Origin of the sequence: Euzebya tangerina, from assembly GCF_003074135.1 — a bacterium.
Classification (GTDB): Bacteria; Actinomycetota; Nitriliruptoria; order Euzebyales; family Euzebyaceae; genus Euzebya; species Euzebya tangerina.
In genome coordinates this window covers 1,939,323-1,961,869 of the sequence record NZ_PPDK01000001.1, presented here as the reverse complement: position 1 = coordinate 1,961,869, position 22,547 = coordinate 1,939,323, and the positions used below count along the sequence as shown (strand labels likewise).

At 68.9% G+C, this 22,547-nt stretch carries 21 protein-coding genes and 2 tRNA genes; 8 read left to right on the top strand and 15 right to left on the bottom strand.

The window, feature by feature from the left end; genetic code table 11:
• Positions 1 to 59 precede the first annotated feature (59 nt).
• The 7 genes from C1746_RS09115 to C1746_RS09085 all read right to left on the bottom strand — a co-directional run bounded on the left by C1746_RS09115 (position 60) and on the right by C1746_RS09085 (position 7,985).
• Positions 60 to 2,498 carry a cell wall-binding repeat-containing protein gene (locus tag C1746_RS09115; RefSeq protein ID WP_116714301.1) on the bottom strand — a complete coding sequence of 813 codons (2,439 nt, stop codon included), beginning with the start codon at positions 2,496 to 2,498 and terminating at the stop codon, positions 60 to 62.
• A gap of 245 nt (positions 2,499 to 2,743) precedes the next feature.
• Positions 2,744 to 3,724, bottom strand: coding sequence for a ribose-phosphate diphosphokinase (locus C1746_RS09110; RefSeq protein ID WP_276309962.1), 981 nt, complete (start codon positions 3,722 to 3,724; stop codon positions 2,744 to 2,746).
• 7 nt (positions 3,725 to 3,731) lie between these two features.
• Positions 3,732 to 5,156, bottom strand: coding sequence for a bifunctional UDP-N-acetylglucosamine diphosphorylase/glucosamine-1-phosphate N-acetyltransferase GlmU (gene glmU / locus C1746_RS22460; protein WP_116714299.1), 1,425 nt, complete (start codon positions 5,154 to 5,156; stop codon positions 3,732 to 3,734).
• Positions 5,157 to 5,228: 72 nt separating this feature from the next.
• Positions 5,229 to 5,299: transfer RNA gene (locus C1746_RS09100), tRNA-Gln, on the bottom strand.
• 25 nt (positions 5,300 to 5,324) lie between these two features.
• Positions 5,325 to 6,329, bottom strand: coding sequence for a 4-(cytidine 5'-diphospho)-2-C-methyl-D-erythritol kinase (gene ispE, locus C1746_RS09095; RefSeq protein ID WP_116714298.1), 1,005 nt, complete (start codon positions 6,327 to 6,329; stop codon positions 5,325 to 5,327).
• Positions 6,326 to 7,219, bottom strand: a complete 894-nt coding sequence (gene rsmA, locus C1746_RS09090; protein WP_205711784.1) for a 16S rRNA (adenine(1518)-N(6)/adenine(1519)-N(6))-dimethyltransferase RsmA — start codon at positions 7,217 to 7,219, stop codon at positions 6,326 to 6,328. Before rsmA ends, ispE begins: the two co-directional genes overlap by 4 nt.
• Positions 7,185 to 7,985 (bottom strand): TatD family hydrolase, encoded by an 801-nt coding sequence (locus tag C1746_RS09085; RefSeq protein ID WP_162867566.1) that lies wholly within the window; start codon positions 7,983 to 7,985, stop codon positions 7,185 to 7,187. The genes rsmA and C1746_RS09085 overlap by 35 nt, the downstream gene beginning before the upstream one ends.
• Before the next feature lie 24 nt (positions 7,986 to 8,009).
• Between C1746_RS09085 and C1746_RS22945 the strand changes: the two genes are divergently transcribed.
• The 4 genes from C1746_RS22945 (at position 8,010) to C1746_RS09065 (ending at position 12,059) form a co-directional block, all read left to right on the top strand.
• Complete coding sequence (locus tag C1746_RS22945; RefSeq protein WP_116714296.1) at positions 8,010 to 8,282, top strand: AbrB/MazE/SpoVT family DNA-binding domain-containing protein; 273 nt, start codon at positions 8,010 to 8,012, stop codon at positions 8,280 to 8,282.
• Positions 8,283 to 8,428: 146 nt separating this feature from the next.
• Positions 8,429 to 9,289, top strand: coding sequence for a hypothetical protein (locus C1746_RS09075; RefSeq protein ID WP_116714295.1), 861 nt, complete (start codon positions 8,429 to 8,431; stop codon positions 9,287 to 9,289).
• A gap of 252 nt (positions 9,290 to 9,541) precedes the next feature.
• Positions 9,542 to 10,933, top strand: a complete 1,392-nt coding sequence (locus tag C1746_RS09070; protein WP_116714294.1) for a GGDEF domain-containing protein — start codon at positions 9,542 to 9,544, stop codon at positions 10,931 to 10,933.
• A gap of 22 nt (positions 10,934 to 10,955) precedes the next feature.
• On the top strand, positions 10,956 to 12,059 hold the full coding sequence (locus C1746_RS09065; protein ID WP_116714293.1) for a pyridoxal-phosphate-dependent aminotransferase family protein: 1,104 nt from the start codon (positions 10,956 to 10,958) through the stop codon (positions 12,057 to 12,059).
• Positions 12,060 to 12,128: 69 nt separating this feature from the next.
• On the opposite strand, the gene C1746_RS09060 is transcribed toward C1746_RS09065, so the two are convergent.
• The 3 genes from C1746_RS09060 to C1746_RS09050 form a co-directional block, all read right to left on the bottom strand.
• Positions 12,129 to 13,010 carry a putative RNA methyltransferase gene (locus tag C1746_RS09060; RefSeq protein ID WP_116714292.1) on the bottom strand — a complete coding sequence of 294 codons (882 nt, stop codon included), beginning with the start codon at positions 13,008 to 13,010 and terminating at the stop codon, positions 12,129 to 12,131.
• 98 nt (positions 13,011 to 13,108) lie between these two features.
• A complete protein-coding gene (locus C1746_RS09055) occupies positions 13,109 to 13,477 on the bottom strand; it encodes a DoxX family protein (protein ID WP_116714291.1) in 369 nt (122 codons plus the stop codon).
• A 56-nt stretch (positions 13,478 to 13,533) separates the two neighbouring features.
• On the bottom strand, positions 13,534 to 14,364 hold the full coding sequence (locus C1746_RS09050) for a Bax inhibitor-1/YccA family protein (RefSeq protein WP_116714290.1): 831 nt from the start codon (positions 14,362 to 14,364) through the stop codon (positions 13,534 to 13,536).
• A gap of 137 nt (positions 14,365 to 14,501) precedes the next feature.
• On the opposite strand from C1746_RS09050, the gene metG reads away from it, so the two are divergent.
• Positions 14,502 to 16,226: a methionine--tRNA ligase gene (gene metG / locus C1746_RS09045; protein WP_116714289.1), complete on the top strand. Its 1,725-nt coding sequence runs from the start codon at positions 14,502 to 14,504 to the stop codon at positions 16,224 to 16,226.
• Positions 16,227 to 16,441: 215 nt separating this feature from the next.
• Positions 16,442 to 17,296, top strand: coding sequence for a hypothetical protein (locus tag C1746_RS09040; protein ID WP_116714288.1), 855 nt, complete (start codon positions 16,442 to 16,444; stop codon positions 17,294 to 17,296).
• Positions 17,297 to 17,338: 42 nt separating this feature from the next.
• Here C1746_RS09040 and rsmI read toward each other — a convergent pair whose 3' ends face one another.
• Complete coding sequence (gene rsmI / locus C1746_RS09035) at positions 17,339 to 18,187, bottom strand: 16S rRNA (cytidine(1402)-2'-O)-methyltransferase (RefSeq protein ID WP_116714287.1); 849 nt, start codon at positions 18,185 to 18,187, stop codon at positions 17,339 to 17,341.
• Between the two features lie 50 nt (positions 18,188 to 18,237).
• Here rsmI and C1746_RS09030 point away from each other — a divergent pair, with 50 nt between their 5' ends.
• Positions 18,238 to 19,905: a phospholipid carrier-dependent glycosyltransferase gene (locus C1746_RS09030; protein ID WP_116714286.1), complete on the top strand. Its 1,668-nt coding sequence runs from the start codon at positions 18,238 to 18,240 to the stop codon at positions 19,903 to 19,905.
• Between the two features lie 45 nt (positions 19,906 to 19,950).
• Positions 19,951 to 20,331, top strand: coding sequence for a hypothetical protein (locus tag C1746_RS09025; RefSeq protein ID WP_116714285.1), 381 nt, complete (start codon positions 19,951 to 19,953; stop codon positions 20,329 to 20,331).
• 37 nt (positions 20,332 to 20,368) lie between these two features.
• Here the strand turns inward: C1746_RS09025 and C1746_RS09020 are convergent, their stop codons facing one another.
• The 4 genes from C1746_RS09020 to C1746_RS09005 all read right to left on the bottom strand — a co-directional run bounded on the left by C1746_RS09020 (position 20,369) and on the right by C1746_RS09005 (position 22,547).
• Positions 20,369 to 21,169 (bottom strand): Cof-type HAD-IIB family hydrolase, encoded by an 801-nt coding sequence (locus C1746_RS09020; RefSeq protein ID WP_116714284.1) that lies wholly within the window; start codon positions 21,167 to 21,169, stop codon positions 20,369 to 20,371.
• Positions 21,170 to 21,421: 252 nt separating this feature from the next.
• Positions 21,422 to 21,494: transfer RNA gene (locus tag C1746_RS09015), tRNA-Ala, on the bottom strand.
• A 92-nt stretch (positions 21,495 to 21,586) separates the two neighbouring features.
• Positions 21,587 to 21,976, bottom strand: a complete 390-nt coding sequence (locus C1746_RS09010) for a hypothetical protein (RefSeq protein WP_116714283.1) — start codon at positions 21,974 to 21,976, stop codon at positions 21,587 to 21,589.
• 82 nt (positions 21,977 to 22,058) lie between these two features.
• Positions 22,059 to 22,547: a MogA/MoaB family molybdenum cofactor biosynthesis protein gene (locus C1746_RS09005; protein WP_116714282.1), complete on the bottom strand. Its 489-nt coding sequence runs from the start codon at positions 22,545 to 22,547 to the stop codon at positions 22,059 to 22,061.

The following is a 22,547-nucleotide window of genomic DNA, read 5'->3' as shown; positions in this document are numbered from 1 at the left end:
GCCGTCGCGGTCGTGATACATCCGCTGCTGCTCTCTTTAGGCCACGGCTGGTCGTCCGGCTACGGCTCGATGTCCTCGCCGATCTCGGACTCGATGTCCTCGCCGATGAAGGCCAGGCCGCCGATCAGTCCGATGGACGGCAGTTCGGTGAACCCCTGTCCGGTCAGGAAGTCTGCGGTCTCGGTCGGGTAACGGTCACTCCCCAGGCCGAGCTGCGGCGCGTCCTCCCGGGCCGACAGCGGCGCCGCGGCGAGGGCGATCGTCCAGGCGTTCGGGGCCTCCAGGTTGACCGCCAGGAAGCTCTCACCGGGGGCCGACGTCCGGGTCAGCCAGAGGTCCTGCGTGATCGCGACGGCGGTCGCCATGCGGTTGACGCCACCAGCCCGACCCACACTTGGCTGCGACAGCGAGTCCTCCACGGCCTGCGAGACCACCGCCGTCTGGCCCAGGATCGTCACGTCCTGCACACCCAACTCGGTCAGGGCCGCATCGGTGTCGGGGTTCAGCACCTCGGCCTCCGTGAGGAGGATCGGTGTGCCTGTCTCCGCGCCGTAGGCACCGCCGGCGACCGAGTCCGGCCAGTTGCCGCCGGTGGCGAGCATGGCGTCGGTGACGGCGGGGTTGAGGCGCCTGACCTCGCGGGCGATCTCGACCGCGGTCTGCACCCGGCCGGGGCCGGCCAGTCGCTGCACGTCGTAGCCCGTCAGGGTCAGGTCGTCCTCCACGGATTGGTCGACGGCGCTGACGCCACCGAGCAGGTAGACGGTCCCACCCTCCGGCAGCACGCGATCGATCTCGGCCGCGGTCGCCTCGTCAAGCGCCTCAGGTGCGCGACCGGTGAACAGCACACAGCCGTCGTCGCCGGCCAGCGGCGAACCGGTCAGCGCGTCGGCGAAGATCTCATCCTGGGCGAGGATCACGGCCCGCGCGGAGTCCGGCAGGGGCTGGAGGAAGTTGCACAGGTCGATCGCGATCTGACGGGGATCGTCCGAGGTTCCCGCCGGCCGGCTGACACCGGGGACCAAGCCGCCGGCCTCGTCCTCGACCGCGATGAAACCCGTCTCCGTACCGGAGCCGATGGCGAGGAACAGGCGTCCGTCGACCACCGGGCCCATCCCGGTGACCGTGGTCGTCCCGAACGTGTCGTCCTCCACCTCACTGCCGCCGAGCACCGAACCGATGATCTGGCCATCGGGGTCGATCACCTGGATGCGTGGGTCCTCGCCGCCGGTGTTGAACACGCCGATGTAGGCGTAGCCGCGAGCATCCACGGTGATCGAGGGCGTGGAGTCGAAGCTGTCCGGGTCCACCTCCCACACCAGCGAGCCATCGTCGACCGAGACGGCGTACACGTCGTTCGGTCCAGCCCACGACCAGCCGATGATCAGGTCCTCGTCCGCCCCGCCCACGGCAAGTGTGCCGAGCGGTCGTAGCTGACCTTCGGGCGTATCCGTCGCCGTGGGCACGGTCCAGATGACATCGAGGTCGCTGCCGATTCGCACCAGGTTGCCGGTGCGCTCGGTCTCGGACGTCTCCGTGCCGACGACCACACTTCCATCGCTCAGCCCGACGGCCGGGTTCTGCTCGTTGGTCGTGTAGAAGTCCTGACCTGGCACCGTCGTCGAACCCAGCACGCTGCCGTCCTGGGCGTCCAGCGCCACCACGATCAATTCGTCGCCTTCGAAGTTGGCGTCCGGGTCGAGCCCGAGGAGGATCCGCTGGCCATCCGGCGTTGGAATCAGCCACTTGGCGTCGCCGTCGCCGGGGAAGCCCGCGGCGGCGAGGTCGGTCGACCAGGCCAGGGTGCCGTCAGCCACGTCGACGCCGACCACCGGTTGGTCGAAGGTCAGCATCTGGAAGACGAAGACGTCGTCGGGCGTCATGACGGGCGAGAAGGTGCAGCCGATGCCCTGCCTGGTGTCGGGCAGCTCGTCGGCTGGTACGTCGTCCAGGGGGCGGCTGGCGACGGAGCCGTCGCTCGGGTCGATCTCGACCGGCAGCACGCGGGCGTTCCCGCCACCTGCCTCCGCCGTGACGTCTGCCAGGGTCCACAGGCCGCCGGTCGAGTCCACGAGCGCCTCGCACTGGTCGACGACGTCGACCTCGGCTGGGTCGGTCGTCCAGGCGACCGAGCCGTCCTCAGCGTCCAGGGCCACCAGCAGGTTGTCCGGCGTGCCGGGGTCATCGTCATCGCTCGCCCCCTGCCAGACCACGTGACCCAGCGAATCGAGGACCGCGTCGTACCCGAAGTCGCCGGTGGCGCCGTCGAGGCCGACGAACACCCCGGGCGCCACGTCGATCGAGGCTCCCGGCGTCGACCAGACCACCCCCGGCGTCGACGTCGGTCCGGCGTCCACTGACCGTCGCGTGTTCGTCATCGGCCCGTTGGGGCCGGGCCAGTCCTGGTCGCTGGAGCCCTCTTGGGCCGTCGCCGTCCAGACGGGGAGCAGCGCCATCAGGAGCACAGCCACGGACAGAGCGATCAGGACACGACGCATGTGGTTCCTCGCTGGGTCACGCAACACCCCTGTGGCACTGCGCGTCGGAGAAGGGTAACGGACCGGCCGTGATACGTCGCTCTCCAGGAGGTCTGGGCGCGAGAGACGGACTCCCCCGCCGGGGTCAGGTTCCCCGCGACGAGGTCAGTTTCCCCGCGGCGAGGTCAGGTTCCCCACCACGAAGGCCAAGTTCCCCGCAGCGAGGTCAGGTTCCCCGCGACGAGGTCAGGTTCCCCGCAGCGAGGTCAGGCGTTGTCGTCGTTGAACAACTCGCTGACCGAGCGGTCCTCGAAGATGGCCCGCATCGTCAACGCCAGGATGGGCGCGATCGAGATCTGCTCGATCTTGTCGCACCCCGAGTTCTCCGGGATCGGCATCGTCGTCGTGACGACGATCTTCTCGATCGGGGACTCCTGCAGCCGCTGGTACGCCGGACCGCTGAGGACCGGGTGGGTGGCACAGGCGATCACTCGCCGAGCACCCTTCTTCAGGAGCATGTCCGCCGCACCGCACAGGGTCCCGGCCGTGTCGATCATGTCGTCCACCAGCACCACGGTCTTGCCCTCGACCTCACCCACGACAGCGAGGGTCTTGGCCACGTTGTGTGCGGTCCGGGTCTTGGCCAGGAAGGCGATCGGCGCGTTGTGCAGCCGGTTGGAGAACTTCTGTGCCAGACGCACACCACCGGCATCCGGCGAGGCGATCACCAGATCGTCGTGCGAGCAGTTCTCGGTGATCCAGCCCACCAGCAGCGGCAACGCCGTCAGGTGGTCCAGCGGGTTGTCGAAGAACCCCTGGATCTGTCCGGTGTGCAGGTCCACGCTGACGACCCGGTCGGCTCCCGCCGTCGTCAACAGGTCGGCCAGCAGCCGGGCGGTGATCGGCTCGCGCGACTTGGTCTTCTTGTCCGACCGTGCGTAGCCGTAGTACGGGACGACGGCGGTGATCCGCTTGGCCGACGCCCGCTTCGCGGCGTCGATCATGATCAACTGCTCCATGATGTTGGCGTTGACCGGTTCGCAGTGGGTCTGCACCAGGAACACGTCGCTGCCGCGGACGTTCTCGCCGTACCGCACGTAGATCTCACCGTTGGAGAAGCGGTGGATGTCGACGTCCCCGAGTTCCAGGTCCAACTCGTCGGCGATCTCCTTCGCAAGCCCCGGAAACGCGGTGCCCGTGAACACCTGCATCCGCTTCTTGTTCGTGATCTCGAGGTTGTGCTCCACGATGCGCTCAGTTGTCCTTCTGGCCCGACTCGGTTGGGCTCGTCGGTTCCGATGATGACTGCTTGGTATGACGCTCGCGATTCCGCGCCCCCCACCCGTCGATGGTGCGTCGCTCCGCCCGTTCGATCGCCAGCGCATCCGCCGGCACGTCGGTGGTGATGGTCGAGCCAGCGCCGACGTAGGCCCCCGGCCCGACCTCGATCGGCGCGACCAACATCGTATCGGATCCGACGAACGCCCCGTCCCCGATGGTGGTGTGGAACTTGTTGAAGCCGTCGTAGTTGACGGTGACCGACCCGGCTCCGAAGTTGACCCCCTTGCCCAGGTCGGCGTCACCCACGTAGGAGAGGTGCGGGACCTTCGAACCCTCACCGATCACGGCCTTCTTGGTCTCGACGAAGCCACCGGCCTTGGCGCCCCGGTGCAGCACGGTGCCAGGCCGGAGGTGGGTGTAGGGGCCCACCTGGGCCTCCGGTCCGATCTCCGCACCGGTCGAGACGGTGAATGCCACGGTGGCGCCAGACTCGACCACCGTGTCGGTCAGCCGCGAGTACGGGCCGACCTCCGCGCCGGAGGCGATCCGCGTCGCGCCGTGCAGCATCACCCCGGGCAGCAGCAGGGCGTCGGGCTCCACCACCACGTCGGCGTCGACGTAGGTGGAGGAGGGGTCGACGATCCCTACGCCGCCGGCCATCAGGCGATCCAGCGTCCGCGCGTTCAGCGTGGAGGAGATCGTGGCCAACTGGGACCGATCGTTGACGCCTTCGACCTCATCGCTGTCGACTTCGAGGCCAACCACCGTGCGGGTCTGCGCCAGGTAGGCGACCGTGTCGGTCAGGTACTCCTCGCCCTGGGCGTTGTCGGTCGTCAGCTGGCCCAGCGCGTCGCGGAGCGCTTGGGCCTCGAAGGCGAACAGGCCCGTGTTGATCTCGTCGATCCGCTTCTGCTCCGGGCTTGCGTCTCTCTCCTCCACGATGCCGGTGATCCGGCTGCCGTAGCGGATCATGCGGCCATAGCCGGTCGGGTCGTCCAGGCGGGTCGTGACCACGGCAGCGGCTGCGCCGCCACGCTCGACGAACACTCGGGACAACGTCTCGGTGGAGATGCCGGGGACGTCACCGGCCAGGACCATGACGTCGGTTGCCGCGTCCAGGGCCCCGGACTCCATCGCAATCCGCACAGCGTGACCGGTGCCGTTCTGCTGCTCCTGGACGACGCAGCTGATGCCGGGGATCGGCAGCGACTCCGCGTAGGCCCGAACCTGCTCAGCGCCGTGACCGATCACGACCACGATGTGGTCCAACTCGAGTGGCGCAAGCGCGTGCAGCACCCAGCCGAGCAGCGGCCGGCCGGCGGCCTCGTGCAGCACCTTCGGCTTGCTCGACCGGAGGCGGGTTCCCCTGCCCGCGGCCAGCACCACGGCGGATCTCATCAGACTGTTGGTCTCTTCCGGAGGCGGGAGTTGTCAGGCGGGGAAGTGGGTCAGCTCCCGTGGGAGCACGAGTTCGGGGAGAAGGTATCGATCCTTCGACTTCGGCTTCAAAGGCCGACGTGATTCCATTTCACCACCCCCGAGCGAGTGGGCCGCAAGCCTAGCCCCTCAGACCGGTGTGGTCACCGGGCCGGAGGCCGGCGAGCGGGTGAGGTGGACCGCCGCGAACCGGCCCGCCACACGTCCGGCGATGCGCTGCGCCTCCTCGCTGTCCGCAGCCAGCGCCAGCAACGTCGGGCCGCTGCCGCTGACGATCGCCCCCAGCGCCCCGGCGTCCATCAGCGCCTTCTGGTCACCGACCAGGCGGGGCAGGAGCATCTCGGCCGCTGCTTGCAGGTCGTTGTGCAGCGCCGCTCCCAAGGCCTCCGGGTCAGCACTGGCGATGGCGGACAGGACCGCATCCGGCTCGGACTCGCCGCCCGGCGCGCAGTGCTCGTCCCAGGCGGCGTAGACCTCCGGGGTGGACAGCTCCTCGGCGGCGGTGCACACCACCCAGTCGAACGTCCCGCGCGCCAGGACGCCAGCCAGCGTGGTGCCGGTCCCGGTCGCCAGCGCGCTTCCACCGATCACGCCGAAGGGGATGTCGGAGCCGAGTGTGGCACCGATCTCCTGGAGCGACGCGCGGGACAGCTCCCCCGTCCACAGTTCGTTCAGTCCGACCAGCGCGGCGGCGGCGTTCACCGACCCGCCGGCCATCCCACCGGCCACCGGGATTCGCTTGTGCAGATCGATCGTGGTGTGCAGGTCAGCCTCGACCGTCTCCTCGGAGTCGCCGAGGATGACCAGGTCCAGGTCGAGGCGTTCGGCCAGTGCCGCAGCGGCGGCGACCACGAGGTTGGCCGACCCGGTGGGCACCGAGGGCCCGGCGTCGTGGGTCAGCGCGAGCGCCATCCGACGGCGGGACTGACCCAGCGGCCGAACCCCCTCGGCCAGCGGCTGGCGGTGACCCGGCCGCAGCGTCAGCACCAGCGTGTCGCTGAGGGCGACCGATTGGAACACGGTGGTCAGCTCGTGGTACCCGTCGTCACGAACGCCGCGGACCGCCAGGTAGGGGTTGATCTTCGCGGGCGCACGAACCTGCAGTCGTCTGATCAGCTGCTCGGGGGGACTCACGGGGCGAGCTTACGGTCGGCGGCCTCTCCGTGGTCTGCCACGCGGCGGAGCGCCAGCCACTGGTCCACACCGAGCTCCTCGGCCCGGGCCGTCGGCGGCAACCCCACGGCCTCCAGCCAACCGTCGACCTCGACACCACGACGCCCCTTCACCGCCAGCGCATTGCGGAGCAGCTTGCGACGCTGGGCGAAGCCGGCTTCCACCAACGCGATGGTCCGCTCGACGGTGGCGAGGTCGTGGCGGCCGTGCGGGCGGACGTCGACGGTCACCGAATCGACGTTGGGGACGGGATGGAACGCCTGCCGACTGACGGTGCCCGCGATGGCCGCGTCAGCCAGCAGCCGGATCTTCACGCTCACGGCCCCGTAGGCCTTCTCGCCCGGGCCTGCCACCCACCGCTCGCCGACCTCCCGCTGGACCATCAGGTGGTAGGCAGCCAGGTGCCCCTCCCGCAGCCCCGTCAGCAGGATCGGCGTGGCCACGTTGTAGGGGAGATTGGCCACCATTGCGGCACGTCGACCGGAGGTGAGCTCGCGGTACTGCTGGTCCAGTGCATCGCCGACCACGACCGGGACGTCCGGCCCCACGACCTCCTCAAGGGCGGCAGCCAACCCGCGATCCAACTCGACCGCGATGACCTGCGCGCCGGCCTCGAGCAGGGCCAGGGTCAGGCTGCCCAGTCCCGGCCCCACCTCGACGATCAGGTCTCCCGCCTCGACGCCGGCATCCCGGACGATTCGACGCACCGTGCCCGGGTCCGTGACGAAGTTCTGGCCACGTCGTTTGGTCGGATGGAGTCCGTGGGCGTCCAGCAGTCGTCGGATCTCACGGCCGCCCAGCAGGTCGCGCGAGCGCTCACCCATCCGGTAGCGCGAAGGCCCGGCGTGCATTGCTGGCGGTGATCCGGGCCATCTCCTCAGCCTCGATGTCGTGCAGGTCGGCCAGGAACGCCGTCGTCACGGGGACGTAGGACGGCGCATTCGGCTTCCCTCGGTGGGGGTGAGGGGTGAGGTAGGGCGAGTCGGTCTCGGTCAGCAGCAGATCGGACGGCACCTGTTTGGCGGAGACCTGCAGGTCAGCGGCGTTGGAGAAGGTCACATTGCCGGCGAACGACATGAACCAGCCGTTGGCGGCACAGGTCTGCACCAGGTCGGGCCCGCCGGAGAAGCAGTGGAACACCACCCGCGGCAAGGGCATCTCGTCCATGAGCACCCGCACGATGTCGTCGTGCGCCTCCCGGTCGTGGATGACGACCGTCCGGTCGAGGTCGCGGGCGATCCGGATGTGGGCGCGGAAGGACTCCTCCTGCCGCACCCGGGGGGCACCCTCGCGGAACCAGTCCAGTCCCGTCTCACCGACCGCGACGACCTGGGGGTGGCGCGCAAGATCCTCGATCCGGTCCAGGACGGCCTCGGTGGCCTCGATCGAGTCGTTCGGGTGGATCCCGACCGACGCGTAGACCCCGGGATGTGAAGTCGCAATCTGCACCGACTCCGCACTCGATGCCAGGTCCGTCCCGACCGTGATCATCGTCGTCACGCCGGCCTGGTTCGCCTCGTCGACGGCCGCACTCACCGCACCCGAGAGATGGGTGAGGTGACAGTGGGTGTCGGTGAACACGGCGGGCTCCAGGGGTGTGGACGTACGAATCCGCACGGAGATTGACTGTAGCGTGGGCCCATGACGGCAGGGTCAGGGTCAGGGCGCGGCGTCCGGCGGAAGGTCGATGACCTGGGTCGGATCGTCATCCCGGCCTCCATGCGCCGTGTCCTCGGCATCATCGAGGGCGACGAGTTGGAGGTCCGGCTGGCCGGTGACACGGTTTCGCTCGCGAAGCCGCGAACGACCTGCACGTTCTGCGACAGCCCCGATGACCTCAGCGAGGTTCTGAACCGCCCGGTGTGCTGGTCCTGCGTGGCCGCCGTCCGAGCCCGAGGAAGAGAAGGTCGATGAACAAGAACAAGCGATGGGTCCAGATCATGGTCCTCGTCATCGTCTTCGGCATGGTGGCGGCGCTGCTCGCCACCTTCGCCGCTGGCAGTGGATGATCCGAGCGGGATAATGAGTCCTGCATCGTCGCTGACTGAGGGAGACATCTCGTGAAGACCACGTCCGTTCCACTGCGCCTGCTCGGGCTGCTGCTCATCCTGGCCCTGGTGGCTGCCGCCTGTGGAGGCGGGGACGAGGGCGAGGCCACCGAGGCGGCAGAGTCCACCGAGGGAGCGGCCGCGACCGAGGAGCCGGCAGCCACCGAGGACGCCCCCGCCGCGGAGACGGCGGCCGAGGCAACCCCCGCGGAGGAGGCGGGGACGCCGACCCCCACCCCGACCCCGACCCCGAAGCCCGAGGAGACGACGGAGCCCCCCGCCCCGACCGCCGAGCCGATCGAGGAGGTGCCGACCGAGGCCGCCCCCGCCGATGATCCCAAGCCGGAGGAAGATGTCGCCGAGGCGATGGACGTCGGTGGCGAGACCAGCTACGACAGCTACACCGTCATCACCGACGACGCGGGAACCATCGAGGTCGAGGTGCCGACCGAGTGGGACGAGGTGGACGGCCGTCCCTTCACCGACGACGCTGGCCGCCAACTCTTCGACGTACGGACGGCTCCTGATCTCGAGGGGTTCCTGACCACGTGGGAGATCCCCGGGATCATCATCACGGCCTCGAGCGACGTGGCGCAATCGGCCAACGAGATCACGCTGCTCGATGAGCTGGTCGAGCCGCTCTCGGCGCAGTGCACCTATCTCGGCCGTGAGCCCTACGACGACGGGCTGTACACCGGGCAGGCCGACATCTACGACCTCTGCGGAGGAACGGAGACCGGCTACGTCGTGATCGGCGCCGTCCCCAACACCCGCGCGTTCGTCATCCGCGTCGAGGTCCAGGTCACCGCCGAGCGTGACCTGGAGGCACTGGGCCGTGCCATCGAGACCTTCCGCGTCATCGGCGACGTCTGAGCGGCGCGCGGGCGCCATGAGTGAGGGCGGGACCACGGTCCCGCCCTACCCCTCATGGATCTGCGAGCGGCAGGTGTCTCGCCCTCACTCCGGCCGACCGTCGCACGGTTGGCCAGAGCGGTCGGCACCGACTGCGTACAGGCGTGAAGGGACCGTACGCAACGCCACTGCCGCTGTCGTTGGGTATTTCTTCCCCAACTCGGTCGCTCGAGGCTGGTCTAGACTCGGGATCCCCGACGAGGAGGAACCGAGATGCCAGCCCCGTTGTCGGTCGAGGGGATGCGGGCCGTGCGACAGACCATCCGGACGATGGCGACGACCAGCTCGGGGTCCCTCCGCCATCTCGCCGCCGAGATCGTCACGGCTGGGATCGCCGACGGCGTCTCGTTCGTCGACACCGACGACGGGCGCGTGCTGGCAGCCGTCGGGACCCTCGCCCGAGGCGCCGACCTCTCGGACGACGGACTCCTGCAACTCGCCATCCCCACCGAAGCGGCCGCCACCTTCACCATGGTCGCCGACCTGGCCGACACCGTGCTCGCCGACACCGTGGTCGAGGACGTCGTCGTGCTCCTCGCGCTGCGTCTTGACCTCCTCGAGGCCAGGGCCCGCGCACTGGAGGCCGAACGTCACACGCGGACGCTGTCGCACGCGAGCCAGGTCCTCGGCCAGACGATGGACGTCACCCAGGTACTGGAGAAGATCCTCGGTCAACTGAAGAAGGTGGTGCCCTTCGACTCCGCCTCGGTCCAGCTGCTCGAGGACGACACCAACCTGCGGATCATCGGGGTCCAGGGCTTCGACAACAGCGACGAGATCCTGACGCTCAGTTTCTCCCTCGACGGTCACAACCCCAACAAGGACGTCATCAGCAGCCGGGCCACCCACATCCTCAAGGATGCCGCCACCGTGTACCCCCACTTCAATGCCGGACCCCACCGGCCGGCCGCGATCCGCGGCTGGATGGGGGTGCCACTCACGTTCAAGGGTGAACTGCTCGGCATGCTGACCATCGACTCGCAGGAGGCGGACTTCTACAACGACGCGCACGCGCGAACGGCCGAGGCCTTTGCCGCCCAGGCCGCCGTCGCCATAGCCAACGCCCGCATGTACGGCGAGATGCAGCGGCTGGCCAGTCACGACACGCTGACCGGCCTGCCGAACCGCCGTCATCTGGAAGAAGCCAGCAAGCCGATCATCGCCAGTTCCCTCGTGCAGGAGCAGCCACTCTCACTGCTCATGATCGACGTGGACCACTTCAAGCAGGTCAACGACAGCCACGGCCACGCGGTCGGGGACGAGGTCCTGGTTGCGGTCGCCGACCGGCTGAGACAGGTGGTCCGCCCCGACGATCTGGTCGCCAGGGTGGGAGGTGAGGAGTTCGTCGTCCTGCTCGCCGGCAGCGACCTCATCATGTCGATGACCGTTGCCGAACGGCTCAGGGCCGCCATTGCGGCCAGGCCGATCGCCACGGAGGTGGGCGATCTGGACATCACCGTCAGCGTGGGCGGCTTCGTCTGCGAGGATCCGAACGACGGGGACCGCAGAGCGCTCAAGGTCATGATGGATCTGGCTGACAAGGCGCTGTACAACGCCAAGGCCGAGGGGCGGAACTGCACGGTCGTCGACGCTCCGCTGGCCTGAATGGCCTACGGTACGGCCCATCATGACGAACACGTTCCCACCTGACCGGATCCTGCTGGGCCCCGGTCCCTCCGACGTCCACCCGAGTGTGCTGGAGGCGTTGGGTCGTCCACTCCTCGGCCACCTCGACCCTGCTTTCCTCCCCGTCCTCGACGGCATCTGTGATCAGCTGAGGACGGTCTTCCGGACCTCCAACAGCGCCACCCTACCCATCAGCGGAACGGGCAGCGCGGGCCTGGAGGCCTGCATGGTCAATCTGATCGAGCCGGGCGACGACGTCGTCGTCGGGGTCAACGGCGTGTTCGGGGGCCGCCTGGCGGAAGTGGCACGGCGGGCGGGCGCGACGGTGAGCACCGTCGAGCGTGAGTGGGGCCGGATCATCGAACCCGAGGCGTTCATCGAGGCGGCCCGAGGGGCCAAGGTGGCGGCGATCGTCCATGCCGAGACCTCCACCGGTGCCCACCAACCGGTGGCGGAGATCGGCGCGGCGCTCGCGGAGACGAACACCCTGCTGGTGCTGGATACCGTCACGTCGCTGGCTGGTGTGGACGTGGACATCGATGGCTGGGGCGTGGACGCTGCCTACTCCGGGACCCAGAAGTGCCTGTCGGTGCCGCCTGGTCTGTCACCGGTCACGTTCAGCCCCAAGGCCGTCGAGGCCTTGAAGTCGCGGTCGACGCCGGTGCAGTCGTGGTACCTCGATCTGTCATTGATCCTGGCCTACGTCGACGGTGAAGGCGGACGGACCTACCACCACACCGCACCGATCTCGATGCTCTACGGCCTGCAGGCCGGGCTCGACCACGTCCTGGCGGAGGGACTGCGGGCCCGGTGGGACCGCCATGCTCGTCTCGGTTCGATGCTGCAGGACGGTCTGAGCGAGATGGGACTGCCGCTGCTCGCGCAGGAGGGGCATCGGCTGCCACAGTTGACGACCGTCGGGCTGCCGGATGGCATCGACGAGGCTCCCACACGACGCCGGATGCTCGATGAGTACGGCATCGAGGTCGGCGGTGGCCTCGGCCAGTTCGCTGGCAAGGCGTGGCGGATCGGGCTGATGGGTCACTCGGCCAGTGAGCGGAACGTCCGCCTGGTGCTCGCAGCAATGCGCGACCTCCTCGGCTGAGCGGCGCTCGATCCCTGATCCATGGCGCCCACCGCCTGCTCGGGGTGGGTGGCTGCGAACCGGCCCCGGTCAGGCCTCGGGTGGTCCATCGATGGAGGGTGGTCGGTCGAGGGGTTGCGCGGCGCTGGGCAGGCGCAGGGTGGTCACGTCGACGGAGACCGTTACCGGGTGCTGCCCGGCCAGGTGCGTCGCGGCACGCGCAGCCAAGGTCTCGGTGTCGTGGTGGAAGCCCGTCGGGCCCATCGCGGCGAGATCGGCCGCCTGGGCCGGAGTCACCTCGACCGTTGTCCGCACCTGCTGGCTGGTGACCACCTCGGCGTCGCCGAAGCGCGCGATGATCTGATCCCGCTTTCCAGCAGGCACCGTCAGCATGGCCAGAGGACCGACCAACTCAGCGAGGTGATCGGAGGTCGGCGTCACCACCACGATCACACCGCCGGGGGCCACAACCCTGCGGATCTCCGCCAGGTTGCGCGGGGAGAAGGCGACCAGGCAGGCATCGATTGAGGCGTCGTGCAGCGGCAGCGCAGCGGTGAGATCCGCTCCGACGGCTCCGATGCGATCGTGCGCCCTGGCCGCTCGTCTGAGGGCGGGCTTGGACGAGTCCAGCGCCACTCCGACACGGTCGCTGCCATCCCCGACGACCGCAGCGGCGTAGAAGCCGGTTCCTGCGCCCAGGTCAACGAGCGTCCGTGCAGCGGTCGGCATCGCGCAGCGAATCGCATCGCGGACGGTGTCGAGCAGACCAGCCCGCTGCACCCGTTCGCGGGCCATGACCATGGCAGCGGTGTCACCCGGATGGCGGATGCCGGTCCGGCTGAGCGTGACGAAGCCCTGCCGGGCACGGTCGAAGCGGTGGCCGTCGTGACAGACCACAACCGTCGGCTCGGCGCGCAGCCGACCGTGGCAGACCGGGCAGCGGAGCAGGTCGATGACCACGTCGATCGTCACGGGGCCATCCTGCCGGATCCCGGTATCCCGGCGAGGACGTGGTCAGGCTCCGCCCGACGAAGCGCATCGGTCGCACCGGACTGGCGAAGTGAGACCAGTCAGAGCGGCTCGATGACCCGTCCGATGAGGACGATCAGGCAGAGCACGCCGAGGACGGCCGGTGGGACGATCGGCTCGTTCCGCTTCTGATGCACCTGCATGGCCAGCACCATGGTGATGGCCAGTCCGAGCGCCGCCAGGGGTGTCAGGAAGGTCGCGATGCCCGTGACCCCGGGGAGGATCAACCCGAGTGCCCCGGCGATCTCGGCGTAGCCAGCCGTGCGGGCGCGCTGCATGCCCTCGGTCTCGATCCAGGCCATGTTGTCGTTGGCCAGCAGCTTCTCCTCGGGCGTGAACGCCTTCATGGCGCCTGCGGCGAGGAACGCCGCCGCGAGAAGACCTTGCAGAACCCACAGCGCAACGGACATAGTTCAGGGTCTAACAGAAGGAGTGAGGTCTGGCAAGGCCTCCCGTCGGGGCCGCGTCAGTCCCTGGACTGCAGCTTCGCCAGCAGGCGGAGGATCTCGAGGTACAGCCACACCAGTGTGACCAGGAGCCCGAAGGCCGCGTACCACTCCATCTGCTGCTCGAGTTGGGCCGCGGCAGCCCGCTCGATGAAGTCGAAGTCGAGGGCCAGGTTGAGCGCTGCCACGCCGATCACGACCAGCGAGATCCCGATGGAGAGCATCGAGTTGCCGTGGAGGAACCCGAACTCGATCCCGAAGAAGCCCAGGATGAACGACGCCAGGTAGGTGAGGAAGATGGCTCCGGTGGCGGCGAGTACGACCATCCGGAAGCGCTGGGTGACCTGAATCACGCCGGTTCGGTAGAGGAAGAGCATGACGCCGAGGACGCCGACGGTCCCCAGTGCTGCCTGACCGGCGATGCCGTCGAGGCCGGGTTGGCTCTCGATGGTCACGGTGATGGCGCCGAGGACCACGCCCTCGACGACCGCATATCCCGGGGCCATGATCTTGGCGAGGTGTGGCCGGAACATGATCGTGAACAGCGCGACCAAGCCGAGGATGACCCCGCCGATGATCGCGGGGTAGTACAGCGCGGGTGGGAGCAGCAGCGCCGTGGCGAGCCCCGAGACGATGAGGATCGCAAGCAGGATCCCGGTCTTGTAGATGGCTCCCTCGACGGTGAAGCGCTCGGTGACCGGCCGGGCCTGGGTGCCCGGGCCGGAGCCGAAGGTGCCTTGGCCGAAGGGGCTCTGGCCGAAGTCACCGTGCTGGGTGTAGCCGGCTTGACCCTGGTTGGTGCCAAGGCGGTTGAACGCAGACTCGGACAGTGCAGGGTTGGATGTGCGCATGTGGCCAGGATATCCCGGCCTTCAGCGGCCGATGCGTAAAGGGAAGACCAAGCCGACGTGTTCGTCGGGGGCGACCACCACCCAGCTACTCGCCGCTCCCGTGCGAGGCCAGGCCGACGCTAGCCTTGCCTCCACCTATGGCACGCCACCTCATCACCAGCGCCCTGCCCTACATCAACGGGGTGAAGCACCTCGGCAACCTGGTCGGGTCCATGCTCCCCGCCGATGTGTACGCGCGCTTCATGCGGGCCCGCGGGCACGAGGTGCTGGCCATCTGTGCCACCGACGAGCACGGCACGCCGGCGGAGCTCGCAGCCATGGAGGCAGGCCAGTCCGTCCGCGAGTACTGCGACGAGCAGCACCTGATCCAGAAGGACCTGGGTGAGCGCTTCGGCCTCTCGTGGGACCACTTCGGCCGCACCAGCCGTCAGCAGAACCACGACATGACCAACCACTTCGCCGACAAGCTGGCGGAGAACGGCTACCTCGAGGAGCGGACGATCGAGCAGATCTACTCCCCCTCCGAGGAACGGTTCCTGCCGGACCGGTACGTCACGGGGACCTGCCCGCACTGCGACTACGATCGGGCCCGGGGCGACCAGTGCGAGAACTGCGGTCGACTGCTCGAGCCGACGCAGCTCATCAACCCCCGCTCCACCGTCACCGGTGCCACCGACCTCGAGGTCCGCCAGTCGACCTCGGTCTTCCTGCTGCAGTCCGCGCTGGCGGATGAGGTCCGCGCATGGATCGAGGCCAACGACCACTGGCCAACACTGCCTCGCTCGATCGCCCTCAAGTGGCTTGACGAGGGGCTCCACGACCGCGACATCACCCGCAACCTCTCCTGGGGCATCCCGGTCAACCGCCCCGGCCTCGAGAACAAGGTCTGGTACGTCTGGTTCGACGCCCCCATCGGCTACATCGGCGCGACCCGTGAGTGGGCCGATGTGCCGAAGGAGGAGTGGGCGGACGGCGAGACCGAGCGGGACTGGCGAAGCTGGTGGTACGACTCACCGGACGTCACCTACACCGAGTTCATGGGCAAGGACAACGTCGCCTTCCACGCGGTGTCCTTCCCGATCACCCAGATCGGCTCGCGCGAGCCGTGGCACAAGGTCGACCTGCTCAAGGCCTTCAACTGGCTGACCTACTACGGCGGCAAGTTCTCGACCTCCCAGGGCCTGGGCGTCTTCATGGACGACGCGCTCGAACTGCTCCCCGCCGACTACTGGCGCTGGTATCTCATCGCCAACGCGCCCGAGTCCGACGACACGGCCTTCACCTGGCCGCTGTTCCAGCAGGCCATCAACGGCGACCTGGTCGGCAAGCTGGGCAACTTCGTGAACCGCACCCTCTCGCTCACGCGCAAGCAGTTCGGCGAGCAGGTCCCGACGGGTGGCACACCGGGTGCGATGGAGGCGGAGCTGGCCGCAGGCGTCACCGCCAAGGCGGAGGAGATCGCCGCGCACTTCGAGCGGACCGAGTTCCGCAAGGCCACGCGAGCCATCCGCGAGCTCTGGTCGCTCGGTGATGCCTACCTCGAGGCGCGGGAGCCCTGGCGACTGGTCAAGGCCGACACCGAGCCGGGCGGCACCCAGTCAGGTCGGGACGCCGCAGCCATGGTCCTGCGGACGGCCATCAACCTGATCCCCGTCATGGCCGAGGTGGCGGCGCCCGTCATCCCGACGGCCGCGGCGACCGCCCTGGCCGCTGTGGGACAACAGCCGAGCGGGTGGCCGACCGTCGACCTCACCGCCCTGCCGGAGGGGCACCCCTTCGAGGTGCCCCCGCTGCTGTTCCGCCGGATCGAGGACGATGAGATCGAAGCCTGGACCGCGAGGTTCGGCGGCTCGGGCGGGTAAGCGCCCTCTCCGGCTCAGCGACAGGTCTTACGGGTCCCGAACAGGCCTGGTGGTCGGGTGGTGCCGTCCCTAGCCTGCGGCCCATGTTGATCGCCTGGGGATTCCGAGCCCGGTTCACGACCCTGTGGGACGGCACGTTCCGCTGTCCGAACGAGGGCGGCGACCAGCCGGCCCGCCTGCGAAGCGGCGCTCCAGCAAGCTGGTAAGGAGCAGTCATGCCACGTGCAGTAGCGGGACTCATCGGGCTGGTCGTCGGGCTGCTGGCCCTACCCCTCATCCTGATCGGCATGGACCGGGTGATCCGAGGCCTCACCTTCCTCGACACGGGCTCCCGCTACCTCGGCCTGGCATTGCTGATCGTGGGCGGTCTGCTCCTCGCCACGGTGTGCCTGCCGGTGGTGCGCGGGACCGCACGGGTTGTGGCCGGTGTGCTGCTGACGGTCGCCGGGGTCCTGGCGGTGGTCGCACCACGATTCGTCTTCGACCTTCCCGGGCTCGGGGGCTCGGCCTCGTTGCAGGTCGTGATGCTCGTCCCACTCGGCCTGGTGTTGACTGCAAGCGGGGCGCTCGGACGTGGGGCGGCTACTGCTCGGTCAGTGCCTGCTCCGGGCCCGCCTGTCGCACTCCCGCAGCATCCAGCGGCAGTTCCCGGTGCCTACGCGGCCACGCCCTACCCAGTCGCGAGCGCCGGGCCGCCACCCTCGCCACCACCGGGCGGTCATTCTCCGGTCGCCCCACCGCCCGTCCAGTCAGCACCGGTGTTCGAGCAGCAGGGCGGACCGGCGCTGCCGGACCACCTCCAACAGCCAGCTCAGCCCGACGCGGCCGCCCGGCCACTGTCGTCCCAAACCGTTCAGATCCCGCTGTCTGCAGTGCCGACCCTGCGGGATGATTCCGGTCAGGACGGTGCCAGCACCGTGGAGCAGCGACGCACCGGGCGCCACGAATCTGCTCTGCCGTCAGCCGCCGAGCCCGCAACGAGCGAACCCGACCAACCCGCGCCGTCAGCTGCGACCGAGCCGGGCGGGGAGCCCACGTCCAAGCCTCCTTCCCCTCCCTCCAAGACCTGACGACCTCTCCTGGCCGGTCCTGGCCGGTCCTGGCCGCGGGGTTCAGGTCGCGAGATCGTAGACCTCGCGCTTGCGGCGACCGGTCTCGTCGGCAACCTGCCGCACCGCATCGCGGCGACTCGCGCCTCGCTCGACGAGTGCCTGCACGCGGTCACGGACCTCCTGATCGGTCATCTCCTCTGATGGGTCCGTCGGGGGTGCCGGGCCGACCACCAGCGTCACCTCACCCCGGGGAGGGTTGGTCACCGCCTCCTCCGCCAACCGGGCCAGGGTCCCGCGCGTGACCTCTTCGTACAGCTTGGTCAGCTCGCGGGTCAGGGCGGCGGGTCGCTCGGGGCCGAACGCCTCGACCATGGCGGCCAGGTCGTCTGCGGCACGGTGCGGGGAGACGTAGAAGACCAACGTCCGGTCATCGCGAGCCACAGCTTGAAGTCGCGACAGCCGTGCCCCCTGCTTGCGTGGCAGGAACCCCTCGAAGGCGAATCGGTCCGTCGGCAGGCCGCTGATCGTGAGGGCGTGGATGACGGCGGCAGGACCCGGGATCGCCGTCACCGTCAACCCACGGCGAGCGGCCTCGCGCACCACGTCGTGCCCCGGATCGGAGATCCCGGGCGTCCCCGCGTCGCTCACGAGGGCGATGGTCTGACCGGCTGCAACGAGATCGCACAGCTCGCCGGCCACGGCGGACTCGTTGTGGTCGTGCACCGCCCGCATGGGAGTGCGCACCCCGAGGTGGGCGAGCAGTTGCCCGGTTCGGCGGGTGTCCTCACAGCCGATCAGATCGGCCGACGCCAGCATCGCGGCCGCCCGGGGCGACAGGTCGTCCAGGTTGCCGATCGGGGTGGCGACGACGACCAGTTGGCCGTGGTCGGTTTCTGCTGCCGGGCTCACAAGGTTCTATCGTCGCCGCTATCTCAGCGCGCCGCCGCGGGCCCCACACGATGAGCGACACCGTCACCTCCGAACCAGCCGACCTGCCACCGCCCTCCGGTGACCAGGACGGGGCCGACGCGGCCCCCACGCCACTGCGTGATCGCAACTGGCTGGTCTGGAGTGTCGTGCTACCCCTCATCATCGTGCTGGTCGCCGGGACCGTGCGCTTCTACCAACTGGGCAATCCGGAGCGCTGCTACTTCGACGAGACGTACTACTACTACGACGCGCGGGACTACCTGCAGCAGGGCACGGAGGACTCCTTCGCCGTCCACCCTCCGGTCGGGAAGTGGCTGATCGCGATCAGCCTCTCGGCCTTCGGGACCGACGAGAACTCCCCCGAAGAGCAGGCCATCGTGGTCCAGGACGACAACTGCCTGGTGGATGAGGGTGAGGGACCGAACCCGGAGGTGCGGGCCCGCGAGGCCGCTGATGCCTTCGCCCGACGGGCCGCCTCGGCCTTCTTCGGATCTGGTGCGGTCCTGGTGACCTACTTCATCGGGCTGCGCATGTTCCGTCGGCAGTCCGCCGCCCTGTTGGCAGGTGCACTGCTCGCCGTCGACGGGCTGGCGGTCACCATGTCGCGGATCGCGATGCTGGACATCTTCCTCCAGTTCTTCGTCGTGCTCGGGGTGCTGGCGCTCCTGGTCGACCGGGAGCGGATGTGGGCAGCAGTTCCCGACGATCTGCCTGCCACGGGTGACGGCGACGCCGAGTTGGACGCGCCACCTCCGGACCTTCCCACCCCAAATCGGGGGTGGCTGTGGGCCGCCGGGTTGTTCTTCGGGCTTGCCGTCGCGACGAAGTGGTCGGCGCTGGCCCCGATCGGCCTGGCCTGGGCCTGGCTGTTGGCCAGCGAGTTGTGGTGGCGGCGGCGCCTGACCGGCTCGTGGACCGTCGGGCTCGGCGGCGCGATCGGTCGAGGGGTGCTGGCCCTCGTCGTGGTCCCCGTCGTGGTCTACCTGGTCAGCTACTCAGGCTGGTTCGCCAACTTCGAGGACACCCGGAAGGCCGACCGCTGCCAGACCGAGGTCATCCAACTGGACACGACCGGGCCGGTCCAGTCCGACGGCCGCTGCGAGGGCGTGGCTGCCGTCAGCCAGATCCTGGGCGGATGGTGGGAGGAGCAGGGGGAGATCTTCCGCTTCCACCGCGACCTGGAGGCCGAGCATCCCTACCGTGCTCCGGCCTACACCTGGCCGTTGATGACCCGGCCGGTGGCGTACTACTACGAGTCGTGTCCCGAGGGCGGGCCGGCTGATGGGGAGGAGTGCGTGGTGGCCCCCGGGACGGTCAGCGAGGTGCTGGGTCTGGGCAACCCGGCGATCTGGTGGATGGCGCTGCTCGGGTATCCGTTCCTGTTCTTCTTCGCGATCGCCCGACGGTCGTGGCCGGCGTTGACGATCGCCCTGTTCCTCTTCGGGCAGACGGTGCCGTACGCGATCAGCCCGCGACCTGTCTTCCTCTTCTACGTGACCCCTGCGGTGCCCTTCATCGTGTTGTCGCTGGCCTTCCTGGTCGACAAGGCCATGGACTCCTTCACGATGAAGTGGGTGCCGGCAACGGTGGCGTTCCTGGCGACCGCAGCGTTCGTCTTCTGGTCGCCGGTGTTCCTGGGCCTCGAGGTCCCCCGCCGCCTGTGGGACGCGATGATCCTGTGGTCGAGCTGGGTCTGACGCAGGTACGGTCGTGCTCGTGAGCGTCGATTGAGGGAGGGTGTGATGGCCGGGTCGCAGGAGTGGGTCACCGTCGAGAGCTTCCCCAATCGGGGCCTGGCAGAGGTTGCGGGTTCAGCCCTGGCCAGCGCCGGCATCGCCTACCGTGTCCGGGCTGACGACGCGGACGGGATGGGCTTCCCGCTGAGCTTCAGCGGCGCCGAGGTCCAGACAGCAGCCGATCGGGTGGACGAGGCGCGGGGCCTGCTCGGAGTGGAGCACCCGGTGGACACGATCATCCCGGAGGCTGACGAGGACTGGTCCCGCCCGGGGCCAAACGACGGTCGGATGATCGACCTCGGCATCGGCACCGCAGCCAAGGTGATCGCCGTGCTCCTGCTGATCGTGGTCGCCTGGGGCGCGATCGAGTCAGGGCTGCCCCTCTGACGAGCGCCGTCTGGACGAGACGGCCGGCTCCCTGCGCTCAGGCGCCAGCCAGCTCTTCGAGGACCAAGGCCACCCCGTCCTCGTCGTTGCTGGCCGTGGTTCGGTCCGCCGCATCGAGGACGAGTGGGTGGGCGTTGGCGACGGCGACGGAGGACCCCGCCCACCGGAGCATCGGGAGGTCGTTCGGCATGTCCCCGAAGGCCACGACGTGCTCGGGGGCGCCGTCCCGCTGGGCGACGAACGCTTCCAGAGCGGAGGCCTTGGAGACACCAGCCGCCGAGATCTCCAGCAGCTCGAGATCGGAGTAGGTCACCGTCGCCTTGCCGCGCGTGAGCTCGACGGCCTGCGCCGCCAGGTGCTCCATGTGATGCCCCTCGGCCCGGACGAGGATCTTGATGACGGGGTGCTCGAAGAACTCCCGGTCGTCGGTCACGTCGCTCTTGGTGTTGGGAACCATCTCGGACTGTCGGACGCCACGCGGGTAGCTGGACTCGTGGGCGAACCCTGTAGGCCACTCCACGCCGAACCCGAACCCGTCGGACAGCGAGCGGATGGCGTCGATGACCTCCAGACCGTCCTCGGGGTCGAAGGCGTTGACGGTCACGACCTCCTCCGTCTCGAGGTCCATGACCAGGGCGCCGTTGGCGCAGATCGCGAGGCCGCGGTGGGCCATCTGGTCTCGGACCGGCGCCAACCACCGGGGAGGCCGCCCGGTCACGAGCACGAAGGTCATGCCGGCGTCCTCAACGGCGGTCACGGCCGCACGGGTCCGATCGCTGACCGTCCGGTCGGACCTGAGGAGGGTCCCGTCGATGTCGGAGGCGATGACCGTGGGCATGGCGAACAGGGTAGGCGGCGCGTCGACTCTCCCACGACGACACGAGGGTCAACCACGACGAAGTTAGTTTCCCCACCCTGCGGACGAACCGGCCCCACGCACAGACTCGACAAGGAACAGGATCAGCTCGGCCTGCGTGGCCTTGAACGCCCGAGAGCGGAGCGGGAGAAGCGTGGACTCGCTCCACGCCGGAGATGGAGTCGGCACGGAGTGCCGAGGACGTCAAACGCGAGCGAAGCGAGTCGTCCGGCGTGGAGCTGAGGGGAATCGAACCCCTGACCTCCTCGATGCGACCGAGGCACTCTACCAATTGAGCTACAGCCCCTTATTCAGTTCTCAACCCCTGAGCCCCCACAGTGGCGACCGAGGCACTCTACCAATTGAGCTACAGCCCCAGGGTGCCCCGGATGGTAGCGGTCAGGCCGCCTGGTCGCTGACCCAGACCGGCGCGCCGGAGCGGTGCCGCGTCGTCGAGAAGGCACCCTTCGGCCGGGGGGTCCCGATGCCCTGGCCCGGGTTGGCTCGACGCTTCCGCTGTCGGTCCATCTGCCGACGCTCGCGAAGCTGTGCGAACGCCAACAGCAGCACGCCCATCACGGCAGCCCACGACACCAGCACGGTCGGGATGGCCGCACCCAGCAGGATCGCAACAACCGCCAGCAGGCCGGTGATCACGCCCAGACCCTTGAGCGCCTCACGACGGCGCCGACGCGCGGCCGCCCGCCGCCGGGCCTGACGGGCGATGGTTTCTGCGTCGTCGAGCACCATCAACTGACGGCCGGGGCGACGCTGCTGCAAGAGACTCATGGCTGAACGGCACCATCCTTACCCACGACGGCGAACTCCGCCACCGACGATAGGACACCCATCACCCTCAGCGTGGGAGGCGCTACCGCTCGTGGTCACCGGCCGCCAGCTGGTCGACGGCGTGGGCCAGGATGCCGGTCACGACCTCCACGGACTCACGCGCTCCCTTCGGAGAACCCGGCACGTTGATGATCAACGTATCCCCGCGAATGCCCGAGATGGCCCGCGACAACATCGCCATCGGGGTGATCGCCAGCGACGCAGCACGGATGGCCTGCGCGATGCCTGGAACCTCTCGGTCCAGCACATCCCTCGTCGCCTCGGGTGTGGTGTCCTTCGGGTGCATGCCCGTCCCACCCGATGTGAGAACCACGTCGGCGGACTCGCAGGCCTCGACGATGGCGGCCGACACGCCCTCACGCCCGTCGGGAACGACCACGATGTCGAGGCAGTGGAACCCCTCGGCCTCGAGCACCTCGACGACGGCCGGGCCGGCCGTGTCCTGGTAGACGCCGGCGCTCGCCCTCGTGGAGATGGTGATGACCTGCACGGTCACTTCGGCGTTGTCCAT